This is a genomic window from Edaphobacter aggregans DSM 19364 (assembly GCF_000745965.1).
Lineage (GTDB): Bacteria > Acidobacteriota > Terriglobia > Terriglobales > Acidobacteriaceae > Edaphobacter > Edaphobacter aggregans.
Genome location: NZ_KN050788.1, coordinates 160,842 through 175,142 on the forward strand (window position 1 = coordinate 160,842; position 14,301 = coordinate 175,142).

The window sequence follows — 14,301 nt, forward strand, 5'->3', positions numbered from 1 at the left end:
TGGCCGATGGCTGGGTTGCAACGCTCGCCGCAGTCCGGTCGTGAGAATCACGCTGAAGCTCTCCAGCAGGAGCGCAAGCGCCAGATTCGCGGGCTGATGTTGCTGGCCTTTGCGGTGCTGCTGTTCGTCATCCTCCGCGCCGGAGTCAGCAACGACTTTACGCCGCGATGGTGGCGGCTGTGGTAAGCGCCTCGCTGGTTGTGCTTGCCGGACCAACCGCAAGCGGCAAGACAGCGCTGGCGATCCGGCTAGCGAAGCGATTCGACGGCGAGATCGTCAGTTGCGACTCGGTTGCGGTCTATCGCGAGATGGAGATCGGCACCGCGAAGCCAACCGTCGAGGAGCGGGCGATCGTTCCACATCACCTGATCGACGTGGCCTCGCCGGACGAGCAGGTCACGGCGGGCGACTACAGCAGGCTCGCTCGCGAGGCCCTTAGCAGCATCACGGAGCGAGGAAGACTTCCGATTGTCGCCGGCGGAACGGGCCTGTATCTGCGCGCGCTGATCGACGGGCTGTTTCCCGCGCCGCCCTCGCGGCCTGAGCTGCGCGAGCGCCTGCGTGAACTCGCGGAGCGGAAGGGAGCCGGACATCTGCATCGCGTGCTCACGCGGCTGGACGCCAGGGCGGCCGAGGCGATCCATCCGAACGATCTCCCGAAGGTAATCCGCGCCATCGAGGTCTCGCTGGCCGAGGCTCCGATGACGGAGCAGTGGAAGCGCGGGCGCGACCGGCTCTCTGGCTACAGGATTCTACGGCTCGGGCTCAATCCGCCGCGGGCGCTCCTGTATGACCGGATCAACCAGCGGGCGGCGGCGATGTTCGACCGCGGGCTGATCGAGGAGACCTCGCGGCTGATCGAGCGCTACGGGCGCGAGTGCCGGGCGCTGGGCTCCTTGGGGTACGCGCAGGCGGCGGCGGTTCTCGCAGGCGAGATGACTCGCGAAGAGGCCGTTGCGGCGGCGCAGCAGGGGCATCGCAACTACGCCAAACGCCAGCTGACGTGGTTCCGCCGCGAGCCGGAGATGCACTGGCTTGCCGGGCTCGGCGGCGACGACGCCGTCGCGACGGAGGCGGAGAGCCTGGTCGCCGAGCATCTTCGCCCCGGAAATCCGGGATAAGGCGAAAATCCGGAAGAACGAATACGAGGATGCTGAAAACTCTGTTTTGCTTAAGGGCACCCTCTTCAGCCGTGCCGTAACTACCTTATTATGAGTGCGGCTTTAGCCGCTGAGGTCGCGCTTTTCCCTCGTGGGCCACTTTTTCAGCACCCTCAATACGGGATAATGGTGGTGATGAACTACTTCGAGGTGTTTTCCCTTCCACAAAAGCTTGCGATCGACACAGCGGCGCTCGAAAAACAGTTTTATACGATGAGCCGCAAGCTGCATCCGGACCGGTTTGCCTCGCGGCCGGCAGCGGAGCAGGAGGCGGCGCTGCGGCAGTCGTCGCTGCTGAACGACGCCTATCGCGCGCTCAAGGATCCCATCCTGCGCACGCAGTATCTGCTGAAGCTCGAGGGCGTGGAGCTCGAGGAACAGTCCAAGGCCGCGACGGACCAGGCCCGAGCCACCGGCGTTGAAAAGAAACAGGTCGTCCCTCCAGAGCTGCTCGAGGAGGTCTTCGAGCTGAACATGCAGCTCCAGGAGATGCGCATGGCAAAGCAGATGGGCGAGGACGAGCCCGAACTGCGGCGCGACCTGATGACAGCAAAGGACGCCTTCGACGCCCGGATGGTCGAGACGCAGGCGGAGCTTGAGGGCCTCTGGGCCCGCTGGGACCTGGCGATCGATGACGGCGACGAGGCGGGAAAGGCGTCGGCCCGGGATGCAATGGTGGCTCTGCTCAACAAGCGAAGCTATCTCAGGAACCTGGCCCGTGATGTGAACGAGGCTTTGGAGTAGAGCCGACACCCCCAAAAGAAATCCAACGCACTCCACAAACCCCGCGCTCCCACTACTCCAAACCCCCTTTTCCACACCCAAAAACTTGACACCCCCTGCTAGTCTTAAACTTATAGAAACAAAAAAGCCCGGCCCAAGAGCCGGGCTTTCGCTTTTGAGCCGGGTCCGTACGAAAGTACGGACCTAACCATTTTATTTCTAATACTTTGCACACAAACCCCGGGAGGGGACTCACTATGCAAGACCAGATCACCACCGAACAGTCCAAGCGCCTTCGCTGCCGCCACATCTTCGTCGACGGACGCCGCTGCGGCTCCGCCTCGCTCCGCCACGAGGAGTTCTGCTACTACCACCACACCACCCGCCGCCCCGCCCAGTCCCCGCGCACACGCCAGGCCCGCCGCTCCACCGTCCAGCTCCCCCTTCCCGAGGACCGCGCCTCCATCCAGCTCTCCATCGGCCTCATCCTTCAGCGCATCGCCTCCACCAGCTCGACCCCCGCCGCGCCGGCCTCCTTCTCTACGGCCTCCAGATCGCCAGCACAACCTCCCGCCCCACAAAAACCTCCCCTCCCACGCCCAGCCCCTCCCCGAGCAGCCCCTCGAAGAGGTCGTCCCCCACCCCGAGCACGGCCTCCTCGCCCCGCCCGCCGAAGCCCTCAAGACCTACAAAGAGCAATGGCAGGACATCCGCCGCGCGCAGGACGACCTCTTCGACCGCGAGCGCAAGCTCCGCGAACGCGAACAGAGCCTCGCGAGCACCCAGGCCAACCCTCACACCCAGCCCACCGGCCACGCCGCCCCTCCCCCGGTCCGCACCTCGTCCGGCATCGTCATTCCCCGCTCCTGCTTCGCCCCGGAGAATCTCACCCCGGCCCCAAAGCCAGTCCCCAGCCCAGCCCCCGCCGTCATCCAAGAACTCAAGGCCGAGGTTCACGCGCATACGCCCCCAACTTGCCCGCATGGGTTGACAACCCGGAGAGGTCACGGCAGAATCCAACCATTCCATTCCACCCATACCGCGACCAATGACCACCCACTGCAAACACCCCATCGTAAAGATCGTCTCCCGCGACGAGGACGCGGAGTTCGTCGAGTGCCAGTCCTGCGGCGAGATCTTTGACTCCGCCGAGTTCACCGACATCGCCATCGAAGAACAGACCGAGGACCAAGACGAAGAACAACACATCGTCACCACCAAAAAGAAGCGCTGAACTTCTCCTCAAATGACGTCATTCTGAGCCGAAGGCGAAGAACCCCTGCATTTCGCCGGAGCGCCTCGATCTCTCGATCAGGCAGCCGCCGTAGGCGCATTAATCCGCCGGAACACAATCCACGCATACTGCGCCGCCGACACCGGGGCCAGCACTGCGATCACCCGCAGCAGCCCGCTCGTGATCGCGCCCAGCCAGGCCGTCGGCCAAAGCCGCTCCAGCATCACGGAGACGATGCCCACCACCTGCACCACCGTGTTCAGCTTGCCCAGCAGGCTCGGCCGGAAATCCCGCAGCGTCCCGGTCGCAAACAGCAGCGTAGAAATCAGCAGAATCCCCAGATCCCTGCTGAACACCAGCACCGTCACGTACCGCGGAATCAGCCCCTGGTGGGTCAGAACGATAAACAGCGTGCTCAGCAGCAGCTTGTCCGCAATGGGGTCCAGGTAAAGGCCAAGCGTCGTCTTCTGCTTCAGCCACCGCGCCAGCAGCCCATCCAGCATGTCGCTTAACCCGGCCAGCAGAAACAGCCCAAACGCAACCCAGTAGCTCTCATCCAGAATCGTGATCACAAGAAACGGCAGGATAAACAGCCGCATCAGCGTTAGCAGATTCGGCGCAGCACGAACTTGAGTCAGCAAAGCCACAGGAAGGTCAGTCCATCCTAACCGACAACCCCTTTAGGAGGAGGAGCAATTCGAAGCCACAAATTTGAGAGGCGTCATTCCGACCCTGAGCGAGCAGAACGAGTCGAAGGGGAGGAACCCCCGCACTTCGTCCGTGCAGCCACAGAAACCAACCGGATGCCATACCCCTCCAAAAGTGTCATCCTGAGCGAAGCGGCGAAGCCGCGCAGTCGAAGAACCTGCATTGTTCCTGGAGCGCCACGAAAGCAACGGGAGGGCACGGGCTGTCAACGTCCGAAACAACCATCCCCAAGGTTGCCCCAAACCGCACCTTCCGATTACACTAGACAGACGCACCATAGGCGCGTAGCTCAGTTGGTTAGAGCGCTACCTTGACACGGTAGAGGTCAGCGGTTCGAATCCGCTCGTGCCTACCACTTCCGCAGCCGGGCACAGAATAAAAATCAGCCCCGCAGAAGAGGTTCCAAACCCCAACCGGACGGAACCCCAGACGGAAGCTCTGCGACAAAAGATTGGAGTAAGTCATGGCTCAGAAATGTGATCTCTGCGGCAAGGGCCCGCAGTTCGGCAACAACATCTCGCACGCCCACAACACCACCCGGCGTCGCTGGAACGTCAACCTGCAGTCCGTCAAGGCCGTCGTCGACGGCGCCTCCAAGCGCGTCCGCGTCTGCACCAGCTGCATCAAGACCGGCAAGATCGTCAAGGGCTAACCCCCTGGGCAGGATCACGCCCACAGCCCAGAAACAAGACCGCCCCAGCCGCACCAACGCGGACTGGGGCTTTTCCTGTTTCTACAAATTGCTGCCCAAGCATCAAATCGCTCCCCGAGCCTCCATGGAGGCGTCATTCTGAGCCGAAGGCGAAGAACCCCCGCATTTCGCCCGCAACGCCCGAATGACCTCGGAGCCCTGGACCTCAGACCGACTCGCTGCCGTCTTTCTTCTCAAACGCCAGCGAAGCACTGTTGATGCAATACCGCATCCCCGTAGGCTTCGGCCCATCCGGGAACACATGCCCCAGGTGCGCCCCACACGCAGCGCAAGTCACCTCAATCCGCCGCATGCCGTGCGAGTTGTCCTCATGTGCCTCAACCGCCTCCGCCGACACCGGCAGCCAGAAGCTAGGCCAGCCGCTCCCGGAGTCGAACTTCTTGTCCGAAGTAAACAGCGGCGCATTGCACGCCCCGCAGTGGTAGACACCTGTCTCATGATTGTTCAACAGCGTGCCCGTAAACGCGCGCTCGGTGCCCTTCTCGCGCATCACCTGAAACTGCTCCGGGGTCAGCAGCTCACGCCACTCCGCCTCAGTCTTGCGAACCTTCGCCGGCCTCACCGTCTCAGCCATAGCATCTCCTCTCGTCTCTTCCATCCCGATTAGATGCCCGGAGAATGCAGCGGTCACAGGAACACTCAGCCGTAAACAGAAGCACTCAGCCGTCGCAGAGCCTTCAGCCGTAACAGCCGCTGAGCTAGCCCACTGCGCCAAACTAGCACTCCTTGGCCACAACCTCGATCTCCACCAGCGCATCCTTCGGCAGCCCGGCAACGGCAACCGTCGACCGCGCCGGAGGAACCACGCCCGCCGGAGCCAGGTAGCTCTCATACACCGCATTCATCGCGGCGAAGTCGCCCATGCTCTTCAGGAACACCGTCGTCTTCACCACATGCATCAGGTCGAGCCCGGCCTCCGCCAGCACGGCCTTCACGTTCTCCAGCACCCGAACCGTCTGCTCCGTAACGCCCCCCGGAACCAGCTGCCCGGTCGCCGGATCGATCGCCACTTGCCCCGAGGCAAACACCATATCCCCGACCTGCACCGCCTGCGAGTAAGGCCCTATGGCCGCGGGGGCCTCATTGGTCGCAACTGCTACTTTTTTATCGCTCATAGAAGCCCAGTCTATCCGAACCGAATCACTTCGGGGCCGCGAAACCCTTGCGGCAACCCGAACCAACCGCAGAGACTCCTAGTGGAGGACCAGAATATTTCTCGTCAGCGAACACACGGGCCTGCGCCGAGACCATGATTGCGGCAGGCAATATCCACCAAGGTCAACAGAACGGGCCTCGTAGCGCAGCACCGCAAGCCCTGTGTCCCGCGCCCAAAAGCGCACGAAAACCACCCCCGGCCCGTAAGGACCGGCAACAAGGAGAAGCAACATGGCTGATCTTGAACAGTTGAAGCAGAAGTACAGCCCGGTCATCGCCACCATCAACAGTTTTGCCGAGTTCGGAGCCCGGATCGACGGCATCGATCTCGCAGGCGCGCAGCTCCACCTCAAGGCCACCGTGCCCTCGCAGGTAATCGCCAACCGCGTCTGGGATGCGATCAAGCAGGTCGATCCCACCTACTCCGATCTCAAGCACGAGATCGTCACCGTAGGCCCCCCTGGGCAGCCCTACACCATCCAGTCCGGCGACAGCCTGTCGAAGATCAGCAAGCTCTTCTACGGCACGCCGAACAAGTACAACGAGATCGCGCAGGCCAACGGCATTGCGAATCCCGATCGCATCCAGGCCGGCGCGCAGATCAACGTTCCGCCGCTCGGCTAGATCCCTCTCGTCGCACTCCTCCGCGCCGTGACCCCTCATGGGTCACGGCTTGTTATTTTTGCGCCTCCGCGATGCGTCTTGCGAGGTTTGAGTGGCCTCAAAACGACCGCAACTTTATCGGCACACCAGCACTCTCTACAGCCAGGAGGAGTTGATCACTCACATCGCACCAACAACAAACAACCCACAACAAAACATCTGTTAGCCAAACGGAGAAAAGAATGAAAACGAAATTGCTGCTCGGAAGTATCTTGGCGTCGTCCCTAGCGCTCCCCGCGCTTGGGCAAGTCTCCTTTGGAGTCACCATTGGAACTCCGCCTCCTCCTCTCCGCTATGAGGCTCCGACACCGATGCCCGGCCCCGGCTACGTATGGGCTGATGGCTACTGGGCCGCCGAGGGCGGCCGCTGGATGTGGAGACACGGCGAATGGCGACGTCCACCCTATGCAGGCGCCTATTGGGCACACCCGCACTACGACCACTACCCGGATGGCTGGCACGTCCACGAAGGCTATTGGACCCATGAAGATCACAACGATCATTACTGGGACAAACACCCCCACCACTGAGAATCTTCCCTGCCAGAGAAAGGCGGCTCTCGCTGAAACCGGGCCGCCTCCCTCCTGGCTCTGATTCAGAGCCGCACTTCTCCCCAGTTTGGCCAACCACTTGCAAAGAAACCTCTTGCAGACGTGAAAACGGCGTCTGGACGCATCGGGAACGGAAACTTTGGGCCGTCTTCCTGGAGTTTTTTCCCGATCGGCCAGTCGCCGGCAAACGTTCCGGAGGCATACAGGTCTGCGCCGAAGCCCGGAACAAAATGTTTAGGAGATCTATGAACGCAAGATGGGTCCTTGGTAGCATTCTCGCCGCTTCTACTCTTACTGCTCCCGCATTCAGCCAGGTTTCGATCGGCGTCACCATCGGCACGCCGCCGCCGCCTATCCAATACGAAGCTCCCCCGCCGATACCCGCCGTCGGTTACGTCTGGACCCCGGGCTATTGGGCCCCCTATGGCGGCCACTACGCCTGGCGCAGGGGCTACTGGGCACGCCCTCCCTATGAGGGTGCCCCGTGGCGTCCTGCGCGCTGGGTTCATGAGGGCCCAGGCTGGCGCTACTACGAGGGAGGCTGGGGTCCGCGTGAGTTTCACGGCCCGCCGCCGCGCGAGTTTCATGGCCCCCCGGGCCACGCCTACGGACACTACAAGGACCACGGACATCACGAAGATCATGACCACGGACACGGGCACCACGACCATGACTAGCCGTCCGGCCTAGCGCTAGCAGCGCAACAAAACTCTGCGCTCGACACTCCCGGGTCTAACGCAGAGTATCGACAAAGAGGCCTGGCCCTGCGCCGGGCCTCTTTGCTGCGCCCAAAAAACGCTCGCTCTCAAGCTGCGTTATAGTCCGAATCAGGACCCACTCCCCGCGGGACCGCGAAAGATGCGATTCATGAAACCAGTGACATCCCCTGCTCTGACCTCCGCCGATCTCGCCGCAGTCGAGGCCGCTCCCCTCACCTACCCGAAGGCCCACACCGTCGATCAGGTCGACGACTACTTCGGCACAAAGGTCAGCGACCCCTACCGCTGGATGGAGGACGTCGACTCCCCCGACGTGAAGGTCTGGATCGACGAAGAGAACAAGCTCACCCGCAGCGTGCTCGACAGCGTGCCCGGCCGCGATCACATGAACGCCCGCCTGATGGACCTCGTTAACTTCGAGCGCTACACCGCGCCCTTCCGCCGCGGCACGCGCTACTTCTACTCGCACAACACCGGCCTCCAGAACCAAAACGTCGTCTACTGGCAGGAGGGCCTCACTGGCGAGCCCAGCGTCCTGCTCGACCCCAACACCATGTCGGCCGACGGCACCATCGCCATCAGCGGCCTCAGCATCTCCGACGACGGCCGCCTCGCCGCCTACTCCATCGCCGACGCCGGCTCCGACTGGGTCAAGTGGCACGTCCGCGAGGTCGCCACCGGCCAGGACCTCCCCGACGTTATCGAATGGTCGAAGTTCAGCTCCGCCTCCTGGCTCAAGGACGGCTCCGGATTCTTCTACGAGGGCTACGACGCCCCCGCATCCGATGCCCTCAAGGCGACGAACTACTTCCACAAGATCTTCTTTCACAAACTGGGCACGCCGCAGAGCGAGGACAAGCTCATCTTCGATCGTCCCGACGACAAGGAGATGAACGTCGGCGCCGCAGTCACCGACGACGGACGCTACCTGCTCCTCTACCAGACCAAAGGCTCGAGCCCCAACAACGAGCTCGCCGTAAAGGACCTCGCGCATCCGGACGCTCCCATCGTGCACATCTCCACCGTCGCCGACGCGCTCTACTCGCCCATCGACAACGATGGCACGCGCTTCTGGATCCAGACCACGCTCAACGCGCCCAACGGCCGCGTCGTCGAAGTCGACCTCGCGCACCCGGAGCGCGAACACTGGAAGACCATCATCCCCGAGAGCGCGAACAACCTCGACAGCGTCAGCATGATCGACGACACCCTGGTCGCCAACTACCTTGCCGACGCGCAGAGCATGGTCGAGTTGCACACGCGCGAAGGCGTGCTCAGCGAGCGCCTCACGCTTCCCGGCATCGGCACCGCAGCAGGCTTCGCCGGCAAGCGCACCGACACCGAGACCTTCTATCAGTTCACCAACTTCACCACGCCCGCCACCGTCTACCGGCTCGACATGAAGACGCGCCGGTCGACCCTCTACCGCCAGCCGAAGCTGAAGTTCGACCCCGCGCAGTACGAGACGGAGCAGGTCTTCTACACCAGCAAAGACGGCACGCGCGTGCCCATGTTCCTCAGCCACAAACGTGGCCTGAAGCTCGACGGCGCCAACCCGACGCTGCTCTACGGCTACGGCGGCTTCAACATCTCCCTGCGCCCCGAGTTCTCTTCGTCCAACCTGCTGTGGATGGAGATGGGCGGCCTCTACGCGCAGCCCAGCCTGCGCGGCGGCGGCGAGTACGGCGAGGCATGGCATCAGGCCGGAACAAAGCTCACCAAGCAGAACGTCTTCGACGACTTCATCGCCGCGGCCGAGTGGCTCATCGCCAGCAGCTACACGTCACCCGCGAAGCTCGCCATCTCCGGAGGAAGCAACGGAGGCCTGCTCGTCGCTGCCTGCGAGATTCAGCGTCCCGACCTCTTCGGCGCCGTTCTGCCGTCGGTCGGCGTCATGGACATGCTGCGCTTCGACAAGTTCACCATCGGTTGGGCGTGGAAGTCCGACTACGGCGCGCCCAGCGAGAACGAAGAAGAGTTCAACGCGATCTATCGCTATTCTCCGCTGCACAACCTGAAGCCCGGCGTCGCCTATCCCCCAACGCTCATCACCACCGCCGATCACGACGACCGCGTCTTCCCGGCGCACAGCTTCAAGTTCGCCGCCGCCATGCAGTCCATGCAGTCTGGCTCGAACCCCGTGCTCATCCGCATCGAAACCCGCGCCGGCCACGGCGCCGGAACACCACTCTCCAAACGCGTCGAGCTCGCCATCGACCAGTTCAGCTTCTTGCTCAAGGAGTTGGGAAGATCGCGTACCTGACAATTCGATATTGAATCCGACCGCGGCTTCTCTGCGTCGTATAGATGCAACAGGAGGACGACCGGTCAATGAGACTGAAGGCTTCCATCTTGATTGCGCTGGCTTTCAGCCCAGTACTGGCTTCGGCCAGACCCAGACCGACAAAGCCGCGCATGCACTCCCAGGTGATTCGCAATCGCACGCCGAAAGCTCATCTGCATATTCCGCAGGCGCGTCAGCGCTAGCGATCCTTGCTTCTCTCTCTGGTATGAATAGACGGGCCTCTGCACAATAGGAGGCCCTTCTCATCTCACGGCTGAGACCGGGCGATCCGGAGAAACGCAGCCAGCCTCTCCGGATCCTTCCGGCCTGGCGCAGTCTCAACCCCACTCACGACATCCACACCCCACGGCCTCAGCTTTCGGATCGCCTCCGCAACGTTCTCCGGCCGCAGCCCCCCAGCCGCGATCACGCGAAGATCACCTGCATTCTCCACAAGCACTGCACGCGCCGCCCTCCAGTCGAACGCCACTCCTGTACCACCGCCAGCCACTCCCACACGCGAATCGATCAGCACTCGGTCCATCAGCCCGGCGCTTGCAATTCTCCGAAGGCCAAAGCCGAGCGGGTCGCCGTTGTCCGCTCCCACCGTCCAATGCAAGGTCTGAATCAATCCTGTGCCGTCGCCCAGCAGCTCGCGGAGCCTGCCCGCAAGCCCAAGATCGAGTCCGCTGTGCAGCTGCACTGCAGTAAGGCCAGCCTCGCGAACGATCCCGGCGATCTCCTCTGCATCGCGGCTGTCAAAGACCCCGACGCGCTCGACGTTGCTCGGAAGATGCGGCGAGATGCGAGCGACCTGCTCCGCCGTAACCTGCCGCCTGCTCTCGGCGAAGACGAAGCCCAGCGCATCTGCGCCCAGCTCAACCGCCAGCTGCACGTCCTCAAGGTTGGTGTTGCCGCAGATCTTGATCCACATCGCGTCAGCGCTCTTTCGAGTACTCGCGGTCGAGCAGCAGCGCCAGCGCCGCCGCAGGATCAGGCTGGCGCATCAGAGCCTCGCCGATCAAGAAGGCATCGTAACCGGCGGCCCGCAGCTTCGCGATCTCCAGCGCGGAGCGAAGCCCGCTCTCGGCCACCATCGTGACCTCGGCTGGCATCCACGCGGCGATCTCAAACAGCAACTCCGACCGCACCACAAAGGTGCGAAGGTCGCGGCTGTTGACGCCGATCAGCTCGAAGCCAAGCGCAATCGCGCGCTCCAGTTCCTCACGCGAATGGACCTCGCACAACACGTCCAGCCCCATACTCAGCGCCTCGTCGCGAAGATCGCTCAAAGCATCGTCGCTATGGGCAGCCACGATCAGCAGAATCGCATCCGCGCCCGCCGCACGAGCCTCCAGCACCTGAAACGGGTCAAGGATAAAGTCCTTGCGCAGGCACGGAATGCTCACCGCGGCGGAAGCCGCTTCGAGGTCCGCCAGCGAACCCTGAAAGAACTCCTCGTCCGTCAGCACCGAGAGCGCCGCCGCTCCGGACTCCTCAAACGCCTTTGCCAGCGCGGCCGGATAGAAGTCGCTGCGGATAAGCCCCTTCGAAGGCGAAGCCTTCTTGATCTCCGAGATGATCGCAGGCCCCGTGCGCCCCACCTCGCGCAGCCGCGCTGCGAACCCACGCGGAGTGTGGTTCACCGCCTTGCGCTCCAGCGCAGCGAAGTCGGCCACCGCCTTGCGAGCATTCACCTGCAACAGCGTGTGGGCAAGAATCTGATCGAGCTGCGTCGGCATGTCTCTCATTCTACGGCCTCGCTACTGGGCCTGGTTCGAGTCCGCTGCAGGCGGATCTCGTTGACAAATAAAATGAGCACCTCGCCGAGGTGCTCACTGACATCTGAGAAACTTTGGTGCCGAAGGGGGGACTCGAACCCCCACACCCTTGCGAGTACATGGACCTGAACCATGCGCGTCTGCCAATTCCGCCACTTCGGCAACGGTCGTACACGCCCTGCCCATCGAGGCCGAACACCGCAACCGCGAGTCTTTAGTCTTTCAAAAACAGTCCCCAGTGTCAATTCAGCAGCGGCGATCTAGACTTATTCCTCATCGCCAGCGTCTCTACACCAGTGAAGCCCCGAGAATAGCCGCCATGGATGAATCCCTCAAGGTCCAGCCTGTCTCCAAAACCGTCACCACGGAGTCGATCCCCGAAGACGTGGCCGTCGAGATTCGCAAGCTCGCCCACGAGCTGAGCAATGCGCTCGAGATCATCGCCCAGACCAGCTATCTGCTCGGAACCGTCGGTCTCAAGGAGCCAGGCTCGGACTGGCTGCGCATGCTCGATAACGGCGTGCGACAGGCCATGGACATCAACCTGTCGCTCCGCACCTACATCAAGGATCACACTACGAGCTGATCGAACCCGTCAGGTTCTGGTCGCAATCTTCTTCGCCACCGTCTTCTTCTTCGCGGCGACCTTCTTCGCCTTCACCGGAGCCGGAGTGGAAGCCTTCTTCGCAGCCGCCCCCTTCGCGGGAGCCTTCGTGGCGGCCGCCTTCTTCGATACTGGCTTCGGCTTCATCTCCGGAAGCGTGATCGCCGCCGAATCTTTCCAATGCGACTCCATCAGTCGGTCGATCTGCTCCAGCAGCAGCCGCGTATGCATCGGCTTCACCAGCATCCTGTCCGCGCCCAGCTCCTGCCAATCCTCCTCAGCCAGAGGAAAGGCCGTCAGCAGCGCCACGGCCGGCCGATAGGGCGCGGATCTCGCCGCCGCAATCACCTCGGCGCCCGACTCCTCGCTCTCCATCCGCATGTCGCTGATCACCATCTGGTACTCGTGCGAGCGCAGCTTTAGCCTGCCCTCGCGAGCCGAAGCCGCCGTGTCCACCTCAAAGCCGTTGATCTCAAGCACCGCCTTCAGGGTCAGCAGCACGGCCACCTCGTCATCCACGAGCAAAATCCGACGTTTCATCGCCGTCTTCCTCTCTTCTTGCTCCCAGCTCTACCCACCACGCGGACGGAGCATCGCTCCTACGATACACACCTTCCGCCTGCGCATGCTTCGCCACTGCCCGTGCAGGAAATCCTGGCGACGCCTCCCTGCGAACTCCGCTTTCTGCCCAGCCCAACACATCACCGCGACCCCGGCCCGCATCCTATGAATGCTATACTTCACTGTACGGCGTACGCCTTTTGCATGTGCGCCGAAACCCACAACAACAAAGCATGGCGAGCCAGAAGGCCCGCTGTGGAGGCGACCTATTCCACCGATCGATAAACGTTCCGCCAAGTCCTTTATCCGCACCAACGAACGGATTCGCGCCCGCGAGGTCCGCGTCATCGACGAAAACGGCGAACAGCTGGGCGTCATGCCCCCCTTTGAGGCCCTGAAGATGGCCCGTGAGCGTTCGCTCGACCTCGTCGAGATCTCGCCAAACGCCGTCCCTCCCGTCTGCAAGATCCAGGACTACGGCAAGTTCCTCTACGAGAAGGACAAGAGCGACCGCGCTGCGCGAAAGAAGCAGAAAGTCATCACCATCAAAGAGGTCAAGTTCTCCGTCACCGTCGACGAGCACGACTACCAGACCAAGAAAAACCAGGCCGTTCGCTTCCTCAACGAGGGCGACAAGGTAAAGGCCTCGCTGCGCTTCAAGGGCCGCCAGATGGCCCATCGCGATCTCGGCTACAAGATCATTAACCGCCTGATCGCCGACGTGGGAGATGCCGGCATGGTCGAATTCATGCCCCGCATGGAGGGAACTACCCTCCACGCCATCCTGGCCCCGTCGAAGAAGAGCGAACCGGCACCCAAGAAACCGGCGGCACCCCCCGCCAAGACTCCGGAGCCGCAGGCCCCCACCGCGGCGCAAGCCTGATCCCGCCCGCAACCTCATCCAACGCGCAAGCCTGATTCCACAACCTCGTCGCGATTAGATGCCCATAGGCCCTTCAAAGGAAGGCTTATGGGCCGCAGTTTGCTGCAGACCAAAGCCGCCGAATCACAAAAAACTGCTCGATCCCTCGTAGTGTCCAGCAGACCGCGCCCTCTCTTCTTCCGTTCCCAGTGTGCTTTAGAACTTCCCACCCATTGCCCGAAGTCCACTGATTCAACGTAGTTTGCATAGCGACCGCCCCCAGGACTCCGGGCTGACACTTGCACATCCCCAATTAGTCATGTTACGTCGGTAATTGAACAGAGTATATATTCTGATATATAACTCATTCTATTGGACTTAGGTTCAGGTCTATCTTATGGTTACTTCAGCTGCTCTGTCCAGCGAAATATTACAAAGTAAATACAACGTTAGGGGTATTCCAGTCATGAAGCTCATCGTTCGCGCTATCGTCGCCTCCCTCGTCCTCACCGGTGCAGTCGCCTCCACCCAGGTCTCCTCGGCCTCCACCACCTCCAAGGTCACCGTCGCCCGCAACAGCGCTC

At 62.2% G+C, this 14,301-nt stretch carries 20 protein-coding genes and 2 tRNA genes; 13 read left to right on the forward strand and 9 right to left on the reverse strand.

The window, feature by feature from the left end:
* Window positions 1-6: 6 nt before the first annotated feature.
* From Q363_RS32415 to hscB, 3 genes are all read left to right on the forward strand, one after another.
* Window positions 7-186: a hypothetical protein gene (locus Q363_RS32415; protein WP_035358953.1), complete on the forward strand. Its 180-nt coding sequence runs from the start codon at window positions 7-9 to the stop codon at window positions 184-186.
* Window positions 168-1,121, forward strand: coding sequence for a tRNA (adenosine(37)-N6)-dimethylallyltransferase MiaA (gene miaA, locus Q363_RS32420; RefSeq protein ID WP_035358956.1), 954 nt, complete (start codon window positions 168-170; stop codon window positions 1,119-1,121). The genes Q363_RS32415 and miaA overlap by 19 nt, the downstream gene beginning before the upstream one ends.
* Before the next feature lie 174 nt (window positions 1,122-1,295).
* The gene (gene hscB, locus Q363_RS32425; RefSeq protein WP_035359091.1) at window positions 1,296-1,904 is read left to right on the forward strand and encodes a Fe-S protein assembly co-chaperone HscB; all 609 of its coding nucleotides are present in this window, start codon (window positions 1,296-1,298) and stop codon (window positions 1,902-1,904) included.
* Between the two features lie 519 nt (window positions 1,905-2,423).
* On the opposite strand, the gene Q363_RS41745 is transcribed toward hscB, so the two are convergent.
* Complete coding sequence (locus tag Q363_RS41745) at window positions 2,424-2,699, reverse strand: hypothetical protein (RefSeq protein ID WP_157468121.1); 276 nt, start codon at window positions 2,697-2,699, stop codon at window positions 2,424-2,426.
* Window positions 2,678-2,815 carry a hypothetical protein gene (locus Q363_RS41750; RefSeq protein ID WP_157468124.1) on the reverse strand — a complete coding sequence of 46 codons (138 nt, stop codon included), beginning with the start codon at window positions 2,813-2,815 and terminating at the stop codon, window positions 2,678-2,680. Before Q363_RS41750 ends, Q363_RS41745 begins: the two co-directional genes overlap by 22 nt.
* 116 nt (window positions 2,816-2,931) lie before the next feature.
* Between Q363_RS41750 and Q363_RS32440 the strand changes: the two genes are divergently transcribed.
* The gene (locus Q363_RS32440; protein ID WP_035358960.1) at window positions 2,932-3,117 is read left to right on the forward strand and encodes a hypothetical protein; all 186 of its coding nucleotides are present in this window, start codon (window positions 2,932-2,934) and stop codon (window positions 3,115-3,117) included.
* Window positions 3,118-3,194: 77 nt separating this feature from the next.
* Here the strand turns inward: Q363_RS32440 and Q363_RS32445 are convergent, their stop codons facing one another.
* Window positions 3,195-3,716, reverse strand: coding sequence for a CDP-alcohol phosphatidyltransferase family protein (locus Q363_RS32445; protein ID WP_051979670.1), 522 nt, complete (start codon window positions 3,714-3,716; stop codon window positions 3,195-3,197).
* Between the two features lie 387 nt (window positions 3,717-4,103).
* Between Q363_RS32445 and Q363_RS32450 the strand changes: the two genes are divergently transcribed.
* Window positions 4,104-4,180: transfer RNA gene (locus tag Q363_RS32450), tRNA-Val, on the forward strand.
* Between the two features lie 108 nt (window positions 4,181-4,288).
* Entirely contained in the window at window positions 4,289-4,477 is a 189-nt protein-coding gene (gene rpmB / locus Q363_RS32455; RefSeq protein WP_035358963.1) for a 50S ribosomal protein L28, read from the forward strand.
* A 205-nt stretch (window positions 4,478-4,682) separates the two neighbouring features.
* Here rpmB and msrB read toward each other — a convergent pair whose 3' ends face one another.
* Both msrB and Q363_RS32465 read right to left on the reverse strand, forming a co-directional pair.
* Window positions 4,683-5,111: a peptide-methionine (R)-S-oxide reductase MsrB gene (gene msrB / locus Q363_RS32460; RefSeq protein WP_035358964.1), complete on the reverse strand. Its 429-nt coding sequence runs from the start codon at window positions 5,109-5,111 to the stop codon at window positions 4,683-4,685.
* A gap of 142 nt (window positions 5,112-5,253) precedes the next feature.
* Window positions 5,254-5,652 (reverse strand): RidA family protein, encoded by a 399-nt coding sequence (locus tag Q363_RS32465; protein ID WP_035358965.1) that lies wholly within the window; start codon window positions 5,650-5,652, stop codon window positions 5,254-5,256.
* Window positions 5,653-5,923: 271 nt separating this feature from the next.
* Between Q363_RS32465 and Q363_RS32470 the strand changes: the two genes are divergently transcribed.
* From Q363_RS32470 to Q363_RS41755, 5 genes are all read left to right on the forward strand, one after another.
* Window positions 5,924-6,316, forward strand: coding sequence for a LysM peptidoglycan-binding domain-containing protein (locus tag Q363_RS32470; protein ID WP_035358966.1), 393 nt, complete (start codon window positions 5,924-5,926; stop codon window positions 6,314-6,316).
* A gap of 221 nt (window positions 6,317-6,537) precedes the next feature.
* Entirely contained in the window at window positions 6,538-6,885 is a 348-nt protein-coding gene (locus Q363_RS32475; protein WP_051979648.1) for a YXWGXW repeat-containing protein, read from the forward strand.
* Window positions 6,886-7,151: 266 nt separating this feature from the next.
* Window positions 7,152-7,583, forward strand: coding sequence for a YXWGXW repeat-containing protein (locus Q363_RS39775; protein WP_084080994.1), 432 nt, complete (start codon window positions 7,152-7,154; stop codon window positions 7,581-7,583).
* 190 nt (window positions 7,584-7,773) lie between these two features.
* Window positions 7,774-9,888 carry a prolyl oligopeptidase family serine peptidase gene (locus Q363_RS32485; protein ID WP_035358969.1) on the forward strand — a complete coding sequence of 705 codons (2,115 nt, stop codon included), beginning with the start codon at window positions 7,774-7,776 and terminating at the stop codon, window positions 9,886-9,888.
* A 68-nt stretch (window positions 9,889-9,956) separates the two neighbouring features.
* The gene (locus Q363_RS41755; protein ID WP_157468126.1) at window positions 9,957-10,112 is read left to right on the forward strand and encodes a hypothetical protein; all 156 of its coding nucleotides are present in this window, start codon (window positions 9,957-9,959) and stop codon (window positions 10,110-10,112) included.
* Window positions 10,113-10,177: 65 nt separating this feature from the next.
* Here Q363_RS41755 and Q363_RS32490 read toward each other — a convergent pair whose 3' ends face one another.
* The 3 genes from Q363_RS32490 to Q363_RS32500 all read right to left on the reverse strand — a co-directional run bounded on the left by Q363_RS32490 (window position 10,178) and on the right by Q363_RS32500 (window position 11,852).
* Complete coding sequence (locus Q363_RS32490) at window positions 10,178-10,843, reverse strand: phosphoribosylanthranilate isomerase (RefSeq protein WP_035358970.1); 666 nt, start codon at window positions 10,841-10,843, stop codon at window positions 10,178-10,180.
* Window positions 10,844-10,847: 4 nt separating this feature from the next.
* A complete protein-coding gene (gene trpC / locus Q363_RS32495) occupies window positions 10,848-11,660 on the reverse strand; it encodes an indole-3-glycerol phosphate synthase TrpC (RefSeq protein WP_342667480.1) in 813 nt (270 codons plus the stop codon).
* 105 nt (window positions 11,661-11,765) lie between these two features.
* Window positions 11,766-11,852, reverse strand: a tRNA-Leu gene (locus Q363_RS32500).
* Between the two features lie 157 nt (window positions 11,853-12,009).
* Here Q363_RS32500 and Q363_RS32505 point away from each other — a divergent pair.
* Window positions 12,010-12,276, forward strand: coding sequence for a hypothetical protein (locus tag Q363_RS32505; protein ID WP_035358972.1), 267 nt, complete (start codon window positions 12,010-12,012; stop codon window positions 12,274-12,276).
* Window positions 12,277-12,285: 9 nt separating this feature from the next.
* Here Q363_RS32505 and Q363_RS32510 read toward each other — a convergent pair whose 3' ends face one another.
* Window positions 12,286-12,834 carry a response regulator gene (locus tag Q363_RS32510; RefSeq protein WP_035358973.1) on the reverse strand — a complete coding sequence of 183 codons (549 nt, stop codon included), beginning with the start codon at window positions 12,832-12,834 and terminating at the stop codon, window positions 12,286-12,288.
* A 190-nt stretch (window positions 12,835-13,024) separates the two neighbouring features.
* On the opposite strand from Q363_RS32510, the gene infC reads away from it, so the two are divergent.
* Window positions 13,025-13,738, forward strand: a complete 714-nt coding sequence (gene infC / locus Q363_RS32515) for a translation initiation factor IF-3 (protein WP_245632625.1) — start codon at window positions 13,025-13,027, stop codon at window positions 13,736-13,738.
* The last annotated feature ends 563 nt before the right edge of the window (window positions 13,739-14,301 follow it).